We start from the raw sequence: 11729 nt of genomic DNA on the forward strand, positions 1-11729 counted from the left end.
GTCGACCGCCATGAGTCGACGGCTCCTCGTGCTCGGTTGGCACAACATCGACCCGACGCCGTTCTACCCGGCGGACCCCGGCGCCGGGCGGCGCGGCTTCGACCGCCAGCTCGCGGCGATCGACAGGCTCGCCACGGTCGTCCCGCTCTCCGAGGCCGTCGACACGCTCGCCGCCGGCGGCTCGCTGCCGCCGCGGGCGGTCGCCCTGACCTTCGACGACGGGTACGCCGACTGGGTGGAGGCCGCCGTGCCCGCCCTCGACCGGCGCGGCATGCACGGCACCTTCTTCCTCGTCTCCGACATCCTCTCCGGGCGCATCGGTGCCTGGTGGGAGGAGCTCGCCGACGCGTTCGACCGCTGCACCGCGACGTCGCTGGACTGGGCCGGGCGCACGCACGACCTCTCCACCCCCGCCGCCCGGCTCGGGGCGCAGGCGGCGCTCAAGGACGAGCTCAAGCTGGTCGACCGCGCCACGCGCGTCGAGGCGGTCGCCCGCATCGCCGAGCGGATCGCGCCGCCCCCGCCCGCGCGCGCGCCGATGTTCCTCGACTGGCCCGGCGCGAAGGCCCTCGCCGCCACCGGGCACGGCGTCGGCTCGCACACCGTCACCCACCCGATCCTCGCCCGCGAGGACGTCGACACCCAGCGCGAGGAGCTCGTCGCCAGCCGGCAGGCCCTCGAGCAGGGGCTGGGCCAGACGGTGGATCTCCTCGCCTACCCGAACGGGAACGCGGGCGACTACGACCAGCAGACGATGGCGCTCGCCCGCGAGGCCGGCTACAAGGCCGCGGTGACCACGCGCCCCGGCCTCGTCGGCCCGCACGAGCCCCCGTTCGCGATGCACCGCATCGTGCTCACGCCGCTCACCGACGTCGGCGAGCTGTTCGGCAAGGTCGCGCGCAAGGGCACGGGGCTCGCGCGGAAGGTCGTCAGGACCCTGGCGCCGACGGGCTGACCTGCCCGAACCGCGCCTCCCACGCCGACGACACGATGTCGTCGAGGTCGTGGCGGGCGCGCCACCCGAGCCGCTCGGCGATCCGGGAGGCGTCCGCGACGACCGACGCCGGGTCGCCGGGGCGCCGCTCCGCGATCACCGGGTCGACGGGCCGGCCGACGACCCGCGCGACGGTGGCCATCACCTCGAGCACCGAGAACCCGCGCCCGACGCCGACGTTGAGCGTCTCGGCGCCCGGCGCGTCGAGCAGGGCGGTGGCGGCGACGTGGGCGTCGGCGAGGTCGTCGACGTGCACGAAGTCGCGCACGCAGCTGCCGTCGGGGGTGTCGTAGTCGCGGCCGAACACGGTCGGCGAGCTCCCGCGCGCGACGGCGTCGAGCGCGATCGGCACGAGGTTGGCCTGGCCGCGGTCGGCGAGCCGCGCGTCGCGCGCGCCGGCGACGTTGAAGTAGCGCAGCGCCACGTAGCGCAGGCCGGTGGCGCGGTGGACGTCGGCGAGCAGCCACTCGCCGGCGAGCTTGGTGGTGCCGTAGGGGTTCACGGGCTCGCACGGGTCGTCCTCGGCGACCGCGGCCCCCGCCGTCGCGCCGTAGACCGCCGCGCTCGAGGAGTAGACGAACCGCCCGACGCCGGCCCGGTCGCACGCCGACAGCACGCTGCGCAGGCCCTCGACGTTCTCGCGCCAGTAGTACAGCGGCTGCGCCACCGACTCGGGCACGCTCTTGCGGGCGGCGAAGTGCATGACGCCGTCGAGGCCGTGGTCGGTCAGCGTCGCGGCCACGGTGTCCTCGTCCAGCACGCTCGCACGCACCAGCGGCACGTCGTCGTCGACGCGCTCGACGAGGCCCGTGGACAGGTCGTCGAGCACGACGACGGTGTCGCCGCGCGCCCGCAGCGCCCGCACCGTGTGGGCCCCGATGTAACCGGCCCCGCCGGTGACCAGCCAGCGTCCCCCCGCCGCGGTCACTTCAGACGCCTCGGCGCGGCCGTCGCGCGCAGCGCCGGGGCGACCGGGCGGCCGTCGAGCACCGCCTCGGGGCCGTCGGTGAGCGCCTTCTCGTACGCGGGCAGCGCGCCCGCCACGGCGGTGACGGTGTGCTCGACGTCGGCGTCGGTGTGCGCCGCGGAGATGACGAACGACTGCCCGAGCACCCCCCGGCGCAGGAGCTCGGCGAGGAACACGGTGCGCATCGGCTGCGACGGGCGCCCCTCGGCGTCGCGGGTGCGGAAGACGAGGCACGCGGGGTGGCCGACGACGTCGACGAACTCGGTGAGCCCGGCCGCGGCGATGACCTCGTTGCACGCCTCGGCGAGCTTGGTGCCCTGACGGCGCATGGTGGCGACCGGGTCCTCGCGCCGGTAGGCCTCGACGACGGCGCGGAACGCGGTGAGCCCGACGGTCTCGGGACCGTGGGTGGTCGAGAGCAGGAAGACGCGCTCGGCGTCGGTGCGCAGGCCGCCGAGCTCCATCAGCTCCCGGCGGCCGGCGAGCGCCGAGACGGGGAAGCCGTTGCCCATCGCCTTGCCCCACGTCGACAGGTCGGGTGTGACGCCGTAGACGGCCTGCGCGCCGTGCGCCGACCAGCGGAACCCGGTGATCATCTCGTCGAACACCAGCACCGCGCCCTGCGCCGTGCACAGCTCGCGCACGCCCTCGAGGAAGCCGGGCGCGGGGTCGTGCAGGGCGGTCGCGGCCTCCATGAACACCGCGGCGATGCGGCCGGGGTGCGCGTCGAACAGGGCGCGCAGGGAGCCGAGGTCGTTGTAGACGAAGCCGACCGTGCCCACCCGGGTGGTGGCGGGGATGCCGGCGTTCATGGGGGTGCCGCCGATGAACCAGTCGTCGGTGGAGAAGAACGGCTGGTCGGCGACCGCGACCATGTCCCGCCCGGTGGCGGCGCGCGCCAGCTTGAGGGCCGCGGTGGTCGCGTCGGAGCCGTTCTTCGCGAACTTCACCATGTCGGCGCCCGACACGAGCCCCAGGAAGTCCTCGGCCGCCTCCACCTCGAGGCGGCTCGGCCGGGAGAAGCTCATCCCGCGGTCGAGGACGTCGCGGACCGCGGCGTTCACCGGCTCGTAGGCGTGCCCGAGCGTCACCGAGCGCAGGCCCATGCCGTACTCGACGTAGACGTTGCCGTCGGCGTCCCACACCCGCGCGCCCCGGCCGTGCTCGATGATCGGCGTCATCGTCTCGGGGTACTGGTCCGACCCGCGCGCGTAGGTGTGCGCGCCGCCGGGCACGAGATCGTGCAGCCGTGCCTGGAGGCGGGCGGACTCGGTGAAGACCGGCTGTGCAGGCGTCGGTGGCACGGACGTCATGGGCCTCAGCTTCCCTGGTCGGCACGTGGTGGCGACGTCCAGGGTGACGAACCCGCTGCGCCGCGCGGGAGATCCGTCGCCCCGGACGGGGCGTGTCGCCATCCTGCGCTCCGGGTCGTCACGAGGCGGCGGCGGCCTACCACCCCGACGGCGCAGCGGCCATCCCCCGGTCAAGAACGGATGTTCGTGACGTCCACACTGGGCCACATGGCAGCACCGGCCGCACCTCCCGGAGCAGCACCTGGGCCGATCGGTCGTCACGCGCGGCACGACGACGCCGACGACCTCCCCGCCGCGCCCCGGCGCTCGCGCCGACGCCTGGCGACCACGCCGCTGCGGCGCGTCCCCTGGCCCGTCGCCGCCGACCCCGACGCGGTGACCGAGACCTTCGCCGGGGAGCCGCGCCACGTGGCGCCGGAACCGCCGGCGACGACCCTCCTCCCCGGGTCGCCCGCCGCGCCGACCGCGCAGGCCGGTGTGCCGGGGCTCCGGGTGGCGCCCCCTGGGCCGCCGCCCGGTCCGCCGGTGCCGCCGGTGCCGTCGGTGCCGTCGTCCGGTCCGCCGGTGCCGTCGGTGCCGTCGTCCGGGCCGCAGGGTCTCGCGGCGCCGCCGACCGTGCCGCCCCCGCCCGGGCCGGGTGCTTCGGCGGGCATCCCCGCGACGCCCGGGCCCGCGGGTCCGCCGCGGCGCGCGCCGATCCACCGCGACCGCGTGCCGGGCACGCCGGTGGTGGAGAGCCGCGCGGTGTGGGGCCCGCCACAGCCCGCCCGCTGACACGACCGGCACGTGCGGCAGCGCCCCGAGGACTCGTCGCCGCCGGGTGTGCCTCTCGCCCGACCGCCGCGCGGCGGGTGCCGACACGACCGGCACGTTCGGCAGCGCCGTCGGCCCGGTCGGCATACCGGACGCGCCCCTCGCGACGTGATCGCTGGCAGAGTCGCGGTGGTGGGCGGGACGGAGCTGGCGCGGCAGGTCGCCCGGCTCGTGCGGCGGATGCACCGCGACGGGCCCTACCGGCTGCCGCGGGGTCCCGAGATCGCCGCCCTCGACGCGCTGGCCGACGCCCTGGCCCGCGGCGACGGTGACGCCGCCGTCGCGACGGGCGCGCCCCTGGGTCTCGCGGCGACCCGGGCGGGCGACCGGGTGCTGCTCGCGTCCGACCCCGGCGACGAGCGGGCGTGGCTGGCGGTCGTGCTCGGGTCCGCGCCGGCCGCGGTCGTCGAGGTGCCGCACCCCAACGCCGACCTCGCCACCGAGCACGTCGGGCTCGCGCTGGCCGGGCGCCGCGCCGACGTGCTGTACCTCCAGTCGGGCGCACACCGGGTCGCCGGGGCGCCGCCGGAGGCGCGCGACCGCGTCGAGTGCCCCGCCGACGTGTCCTCCCGCGAGGATGCGCCGTTCTCCCGGGTCGCGGAGGTCCTCGTCCGGCGGGGGCTGCCGCAGATCCAGCTGCACGGGTTCGCCGACCGGGGCGACGTCGACGTGGTGCTCTCGCCCGGCGCGGCGGCGCCGTCGGCGCTGCTGGCGGCCGTGCGGGACCGGCTCGTGGACCTCGGGGAGCGGGTCGGCGAGGGCGAGCGCTGGGAGGACCTGCTGGGCCGGCGCAACGTGCAGGGCCGGGCGGCGGCGCGGGCGGGGACGGCGTTCGTGCACCTCGAGCTGTCCCGCTCGCTGCGCCGGGACGCCGACCGTCGCGACGCCGTCGCGGCGGCACTCGACAAGGCGCTCGACAAGGCGCTCGAGGAGAGTCGCTAGGGAAGCAGGGCGCGGACCCGCTCCGGCTCGGGATCGCCGGGGGCGAACAGCACGACGGCGTCGTCGAACCCGGCGTCGGCGTACCGGGCGAGCACGTGGCCGAGGTCGTCGGTCACCGGCACTGCGCAGACGACGGCCCGGCCGCCGCCGGCCGCGCGGAACCGCGCGAGGGCGTCGACGATCTGGTCGGGGGAGCGGCGGTACCCGGACGCGAGCCAGCCGTCGAACTCCCGCGCCGCGCGCTCGACGTTGGCGCCCCACGAGCCGAGCAGCAGCGGCGGGACCGTCGCAGGAGCCGGGGCCAGCTCGGCGTGCTCGTCCCGCCCGTCGGCGAGCAGGGTCCGCAGCCGGGCCACGTCCCGGTGGAAGGTCGCGAAGCGGGTGGCGTGGTCGCGGTCGAGGGCGGCGTAGTCGGCCTGGGTGGAGCCCGGGCTGACGCCCAGGGTCAGGCGGTCGCCGGCGACGGACGCGAGCGAGAGCACCCGGTGGGCGAGGTCGGCGGGGTGGTGCAGGGGCACCTGGACGGTGGCGGTGCCGAGCTCGACGCCGTCGGTCGCCGTCGCGGCGGCCGCGAGCGTGACGAACGGGTCCGGGACCAGCGAGCCGCGCCCGATCAGCTGGGGCGTCCAGAGGCTCTCGAAGCCCGCGTCCACGAGCCGCCGCGCCCAGGCCGCGATCGGGAACGGCGGCGCCGGGGTCAGGTGGACGAGCGTGGCCCCGAGACGCATGGCTGGCGTCCTCCCTCGGCGTGTCGCGCAGCGAGGATGTGGCCCTATCGGCGTGCTCGTCTTGATCTGGCTCAGAGACGCCAGCGATGCCGCATCGCTCGTACGAGGAATGCAGCGGGGCCGGCCGGAACGCGATGGTCCCGGCCGGCCCCGTGTGCCGTGCGGCGCCGAGGAGATCAGCGCTTGATGCGGAAGATGCCCCAGGCGAGCTGGCCGCTCTTGCCGCCGTTCACCCAGTTCTTCAGGCCCGTCTTCATGTTCGAGACGTACTCGTCGGAGATCGCACCCTTGAACTTCGGCTCCGCGGCCTCGAGCTCGCTCAGCACGCGCCCGTAGTGGGTCGTGAGCTGGTGGGTGTGGTCCTCGAACTCGACCGAGTTGTAGCCCTTCTTGCCGAACTCCTGGCGGTAGAAGCCCGGCGAGCCGAGGGTGTCGAGGTGCAGGCGCGCGAGGATCGGCGCGAGCGCCGAGACGTCGGCGCCGTCGGCGGCCATCGGGTCGGTGAACACGACCTGCCCGCCGGGCTGGAGGACGCGGTCGATCTCCTCGACGACCTGGCCGCGCTCGCCGGAGTGCAGGAACGCGTCCTGCGACCACACGAGGTCGTAGTAGTTGTCCTGCACCGGCATGCTCTCGAACGACCCGTCGACGACGTCGACGAGGTGGTCGAGGCCCTGGGCGCGGTTCTTCTCGCGGTTGCGCTCGTTCTCGACCTCGGAGAGGTTCAGGCAGGTCACGTGGCAGCCGTACTTCTTGGCCAGCCAGCGGGCCGACCCGCCGTAGCCCGCGCCCATGTCGAGGATGCGGGTCTCCGCGGTGATGCCCATGCCCTCGGCCATGCGCTCGACGGTGCGCTGCGAGGCCGGCGCGATGGCCTCGTCGGGCGAGTCGTAGAGCCCGACGTGGATGTCCTCGCCGCCCCAGACCTCGTGGTAGAAGGTGTCGGCGTCGGTCGAGTTGTAGTAGTCGCGCGCGGTGTGGACCGCGGTCGAGTAGCTCTCGGTCAATTCGTCATCCGGTCGGTAGGTCTTCTCCGCGACGTGGATCCAGAAGTCGGGGCTCTCGGTCCCGTAGGTCTCCTGGAAGTCGCCGTACGAGTCGATCTTCTGGAACCCGACCTCGCGCATGAGCCGGCGCACGTAGTCCTTGCGCAGCGGGAACATGTTGAGGTGGTACACGGAACCGTCGTCGTGGAACGTGTACCGGAACCGGGCGAGACCGTCGTCGATGTACTCCGGCTCCGCGGTGACGGTGTCGCCGCAGTAGAAGTACTTGTGCTTCGACGAGAACCCGTGGTCGAGGATCTCGTCGTAGTTGCGCTGATCGAGGATCAGCACGCCGTCGTGCTTGAGCATCGCGTAGAACTCGGCCAGCGCCTTGCGCCGGTCACGCTCGTTGAACAGATGCGTGAACGAGTTCCCGAGGCAGATGATGGCGTCGTACTCGCCGTGGACGTCACGGTTGAGCCAGCGCCAGTCGGCCTGGACCACCCGCAGCACGTGCCCGTGCTGGCGACCGTTCTCGAAGGCCTTCGCGAGCATCTCCGCGCTGCCGTCGGCGGAGACCGTCTCGAATCCGGCCTTGAGGAGCTGGACGGAGTTGAACCCCGTGCCGGTGGCGACGTCGAGGACCTTCTCGACCCCGCGGGCACTGAGCTGGTCGATGAAGAACGACCCCTCGCTGGCGGCGCGACCCTCCCAGCCGATGTAGTCGTCCCACTTGTCCACGAACCCCTTGACGTATTCCTCTTGGTAGTGGTTCGTGTCTCGGACCTCGTTCGGGTTCTCGCCGAACTCCTGATGAACTTCGGCCTCGGTGTACTCGTCGAGGCCAGCCGCGGTGTCGGGGCTCCGGTCTGCGGCTGCGGTCATGTGTCCTCCGGACGTCGGTGACGCTTCCGGAGAGACGACGCTAGGCAGGTCTGCGCGACCGGGGAACCACCGCCGAGTTCGTACGGTCGACAGAATCGATACAGTCCGGGCCTCGACGGCTCTGCTGAAAGGCGCCATCGGCGCTGCTCTGACCGGGTGTGCGCGACCCTGGATCTCCGTGACCACATCGTGCTGTGATGGCAGCCACGTTTCGTCGGGAATGCGCAACCGTCGTGAGACGCGACACTGAGTCACGCCCCGGTTACCCGGTCGGCTCGACGATCACCGTCCGATTCGCGCTCGCCGGACCGGGCAGCTGGCGCCCGTCCGGCCCGACGTCGTTCACGTAGCCGGGGAACTCGCTGCCCACGCCCCGGGTCGTGATGCGGTCCGCGGGTGCACCCAGCTCGACCAGCAGGGACTTCACCGCCTCGGCCCGGCGCGCGGACAGGTCGACCTGCCCCTGGGGGGGGCCCGCGCGGGCGCTGGTGCCCGTCAGCGCCAGGCGCGCGGTCGGCGACTGCGCCACGAATTGCGCGAACGGCGTGAGAACGGCGCGCGCGGCATTCCTGTCGCGGAACTCGGCGGTGTCGGGCTGGAATCCGACGGAATTGTCGTCGGGCAGCGTCGTGGTCTGTCCGGGCGTGATCGTCGGGGGCGGCGGGACGTCGACGAGGCTCACCGGCGGGACGTCGCTCGGGGCGTCGCCGCCGCGCGGCTCGTCGACAACCGCGACGCAGGTGGCGCCGCCCGCCTCGGCGACCGCGGTCCACAGCGCCACCAGGGACGAGCGCTGGGCGGGGCTCAGGGCCGCCTGGGGCTCGGCGACGTCACCGAGGCCCGCGAGGACCACCGTGACCCCCTGCAGCCCCGGCAGCGCGTCGTTCGCGCGCAGCGCCGCCACGGTCTCGGCGGGCGGGGCGTCGAGCAGGCCGCGCTGGCGGAAGTCCAGCGGGGCGACCGTGGAGAGCCCGGAGTCGACGAGGACGACGGTGCCGGGCCGCTCGCCGCCCTGCCCACCTGTTCCGGCGGAGCGGCCCGCGAGGTCGAGCGCGGAGAGCACGTCGGCCTCGGGGGCGCGGGCGCGCAACCCCGTCAGCGCCTCGCCGAAGCCGCTCAGGAACCCGTTGCGGTCGTCCTCGGCGGCGATGCCGTTGCCGGCGTCGGTGGAGAAGGTGTCGCTGCCCGCGGACGTCGGGCGCCCGTCGAGGTCGATCAGCGTGACGCGCGGCTGGTAGTCCTGGTCCACGGCGCGTGTCAGCACCGAGATCGTCGCGTCCTGGAGGCTCTGCGGCAGGCCCGGCGCGGGGGAGTTGGCGCGACCGGACACCGCGAACGCCATCGGGCCGACCGGCACCGGGCAGGACAGCGCGCCGCCGCCGCCACCGGAGAACCCGCCCGCGGCGTCGTCGCCGCTCGAGCAGCCGGCGGCCAGGGCGGCGGTCAGGGCGGTGGCGAGGACCAGGGCAGGCACGAGAGCCCGTCGGGTCACCGAGAGTCTCCGTTCGGACTGGTGTCGGCGGTGGAGAACGGGCGCGTGCCCTCGCGCATCGCGGGCGGGGCCTCCTCACCGGGCACCACGTCGCTCGCGGGGGTGAACAGCGGGAAGGGGGCGTTGCCCGTGAGGCCGTCGGTGACGGTCGGGTCGGCCTTGCGCGACGCCATCAGGGTGCGCGCGTAGTTCTGCAGCTCGAGCATCTCGGCGGTGACCTGCTGGCGAGCCGCGCGCCAGCGCTGGTCCTCGCGGGCGCGCTCGTTCTCCTGCTGGCGCACGGCCTCGCGGGCGCGCTCGAGCTCGGCGCGGCTGGCCCGCTCGCGCTCGGTGGCCTCACGCATCCGGCGCTCGGCACGGCGCAGGGCGCTCGCCACGGGGTTGAACGAGACGAAGGTGGCGATCATCGCGGCCATCCCGCTCGCGAGGAACAGGGCGCCGAACAGCAGCGCGGGCAGCAGGGCGGTGAGCTCGATGTCGCCGCCCCCGGAGCCGAACCCGCCGCCTCCCGACCCGAACCCGCCGCCGCTCCCGGACCCGAAACCGGAGCCGGAGTCCGAGCCGAACCCGCCGCCCCCGGAGCCGAACCCGCCCGACGAGGACGTGCTCGGGGTCATCAGCCGCGTGTAGAACGCCGCGGCGCCCAGCGTGAGCCAGGTCAGCACGGCGAGGACGGTGAGGACCACCGACGACCGCGGGTCGCCGCAGCGCCGCCGCGCGAGGCCCTGCCCGACGAGGTGGGCGAGGCCGACCGCGGCCGCCGCGAAGCCCACCGTCCCGACCGCGATGAGCAGCGGCGAGCCCCGGAAGACGCGGGCGAGCACGACGTAGAACGCCGCGATGTCGCCGCCGATGGCGAGCAGGACGATCACGAGCGCGAGGTGGTCCTCGCGCGACCGCTTGATCATCAAGGTGGCGTCGCGGTACGACCGCTCGCGGCTCATCGGGCGTCCCCGCGGGGGAGCGGGCCGGTGGGCGGGTCGACCGGCTCGGGCGCGGCCGCGGGCACGGTCGCGGACACGGCCGCGGACACCGGCTCCCCCAGCCGCTCCCGCGCCTCCGCGTAGTCCCGCCGCGCGATCTCGAGGGCGCGCCGGTCGCGCTCGTGGGCGGCCTCGGCCTCGGCGAGCTGCCGGCGGGCGCCGCCGACGAGGCGGTCGATGACCGCGTGGTGGTCGGCGTGCTGGGAGTCGACGCGGGCGAGCCAGCCCGACGCGATCGACGCGATGAGCGGGTCGAGCGCGCGGCCGCTGCCCTCGTCGACCCCGCCGAGCATGCCCTCGACCAGCGCGCGGACCCGCCCGCGCGCCTCGGAGACGTCGGGGGTCGGCTGGTTGGGGTAGGGCATCGGGCCGACCCGGTCGGCCGCGTAGACCTGCGCGAACCGGTGCTCCTCGGGGCTCGCCGCGCCCGACGGCGAGGCGGAGATGCTCGCCAGACGGGGCCCGGACGAGGACCCGGCCGGAGTCGGGGGGCGGACGACGTCGGCCCCACGTCGAGCGCTGCGCCGGAAGAGGCGGGCCATGGCTACTCCTGTCCGGACGGGACGCTGGGCCCGGCGGAGGCCCGGGGTGACGGGATGCCGGTGGGCGGTGACTCGGGACCGGTGTCGCGCGGGCGGGGGCCGGCGCTCTCGGCGGCGGCGACCCAGGCGGGCACGACGGGGTGCTGGGTGACGAGCGCCGGCCCGATGCGGTCGCCCGCGGGGTGGCGGCGCACGAGGTGGCGCTCGTAGGCGCTGATCCGGCGCATGACCTGGGCGTGCAGTCGGCGCACGCGGGTGGCGCCCGCGAGCTCGCCGGCGCGGATCGCGGTCTCGAGGCGGGCGTCCTCCGCGCGCATCGCCGTGAGCTGGGCGTGCAGGCGCGCCGCCTCGTCGACCAGCGGGCGCCGCCGCGCCTCGTGCTCGCGGGCCCGGCGGGCGGCGACGATGTCGTCGGCGGTGTTCGCCTCGCCCCCGCGGCGCACGGCGAGCGCGTCGGCGTCGAGCAGGACGGGGATCGCGTCGAGGCTCGCGCGCGCCCGGGCCAGCGCGTCCTCGGTGGCGGGCAGGCGCACGGCGAGCGCCGCGCGCGACTGGTGCAGGGGGGCGGCCTCGCGGTCGAGCCGCAGCCGCTCGCGGTGCAGGCGCGCGAGGAAGTCCTGGTGGTACTCCTCGAGCGTCGGCGTCCCCCGCGGACGCCCCGGCTCGACGCCGGGCAGCCCGGCCCGGGCGTCGGCGCGCGCCTGCCGCCGGTCGCGCCAGCGGGCGAGGAGGCCGTAGACCGGCCGGGGCGCCCGGCGCGGCGGTGTGGTCGATCCCCCGGGATCCGAGGTCCTGTCGGAGCTCATGGGCCGAGCGCTTCCACCGTGCCGGTTCCTCCCCCGTGTCACCCCGTCGAGTGAGGGGTGCGTCCCGTCGAGTCTAGGCCGACCGCCGGAGCCGGCGGCCGGCGCGCGAATCGCCGGGGTCGGTCCGCGGACGACACGCCGCCCACGGCCTCACCCGAAGGGGCGGAAATCCGGGCTGACCGGTGCGCCTCGATCGGACGACGCCCACCGTTCGACCTGGGGTTTCGGCGGCTGACCAGCTCACTGTGATCGTGGCATCTGGGTTAAAGATTGGGCCA

The 11729-nt window shown here is 75.2% G+C and carries 11 protein-coding genes; 3 read left to right on the forward strand and 8 right to left on the reverse strand.

What is annotated here, in order from left to right; all coding sequences use genetic code 11:
• The first annotated feature begins 10 nt into the window (after positions 1-10).
• Positions 11-955, forward strand: coding sequence for a polysaccharide deacetylase family protein (locus WCD58_RS14130; protein WP_337703680.1), 945 nt, complete (start codon positions 11-13; stop codon positions 953-955).
• Here the strand turns inward: WCD58_RS14130 and galE are convergent.
• Positions 930-1922 (reverse strand): UDP-glucose 4-epimerase GalE, encoded by a 993-nt coding sequence (galE, locus tag WCD58_RS14135; RefSeq protein WP_337703681.1) that lies wholly within the window; start codon positions 1920-1922, stop codon positions 930-932. The two genes, WCD58_RS14130 and galE, sit on opposite strands and share 26 nt — an antisense overlap.
• Positions 1919-3274: a glutamate-1-semialdehyde 2,1-aminomutase gene (locus WCD58_RS14140; protein ID WP_337703682.1), complete on the reverse strand. Its 1356-nt coding sequence runs from the start codon at positions 3272-3274 to the stop codon at positions 1919-1921. Before WCD58_RS14140 ends, galE begins: the two co-directional genes overlap by 4 nt.
• 207 nt (positions 3275-3481) lie before the next feature.
• Here WCD58_RS14140 and WCD58_RS14145 point away from each other — a divergent pair, with 207 nt between their 5' ends.
• Complete coding sequence (locus WCD58_RS14145) at positions 3482-4048, forward strand: hypothetical protein (RefSeq protein WP_337703683.1); 567 nt, start codon at positions 3482-3484, stop codon at positions 4046-4048.
• Positions 4049-4219: 171 nt separating this feature from the next.
• A complete protein-coding gene (locus WCD58_RS14150; RefSeq protein WP_337703684.1) occupies positions 4220-5029 on the forward strand; it encodes a hypothetical protein in 810 nt (269 codons plus the stop codon).
• On the opposite strand, the gene WCD58_RS14155 is transcribed toward WCD58_RS14150, so the two are convergent.
• The 6 genes from WCD58_RS14155 to WCD58_RS14180 form a co-directional block, all read right to left on the reverse strand.
• Positions 5026-5757 carry an LLM class flavin-dependent oxidoreductase gene (locus WCD58_RS14155; protein ID WP_337703685.1) on the reverse strand — a complete coding sequence of 244 codons (732 nt, stop codon included), beginning with the start codon at positions 5755-5757 and terminating at the stop codon, positions 5026-5028. The genes WCD58_RS14150 and WCD58_RS14155 overlap by 4 nt on opposite strands.
• Before the next feature lie 176 nt (positions 5758-5933).
• Positions 5934-7628, reverse strand: coding sequence for a glycine/sarcosine N-methyltransferase (locus WCD58_RS14160; RefSeq protein ID WP_337703686.1), 1695 nt, complete (start codon positions 7626-7628; stop codon positions 5934-5936).
• Between the two features lie 262 nt (positions 7629-7890).
• Positions 7891-9120: an OmpA family protein gene (locus WCD58_RS14165; RefSeq protein WP_337703687.1), complete on the reverse strand. Its 1230-nt coding sequence runs from the start codon at positions 9118-9120 to the stop codon at positions 7891-7893.
• Entirely contained in the window at positions 9117-10064 is a 948-nt protein-coding gene (locus tag WCD58_RS14170; RefSeq protein ID WP_337703688.1) for a hypothetical protein, read from the reverse strand. The genes WCD58_RS14165 and WCD58_RS14170 overlap by 4 nt, the downstream gene beginning before the upstream one ends.
• The gene (locus WCD58_RS14175) at positions 10061-10645 is read right to left on the reverse strand and encodes a hypothetical protein (protein ID WP_337703689.1); all 585 of its coding nucleotides are present in this window, start codon (positions 10643-10645) and stop codon (positions 10061-10063) included. Before WCD58_RS14175 ends, WCD58_RS14170 begins: the two co-directional genes overlap by 4 nt.
• A gap of 2 nt (positions 10646-10647) precedes the next feature.
• On the reverse strand, positions 10648-11451 hold the full coding sequence (locus WCD58_RS14180) for a hypothetical protein (protein WP_337703690.1): 804 nt from the start codon (positions 11449-11451) through the stop codon (positions 10648-10650).
• Positions 11452-11729 lie beyond the last annotated feature (278 nt).

Origin of the sequence: Actinomycetospora flava (genome assembly GCF_037400335.1) — a bacterium.
GTDB lineage: Bacteria > Actinomycetota > Actinomycetes > Mycobacteriales > Pseudonocardiaceae > Actinomycetospora > Actinomycetospora flava.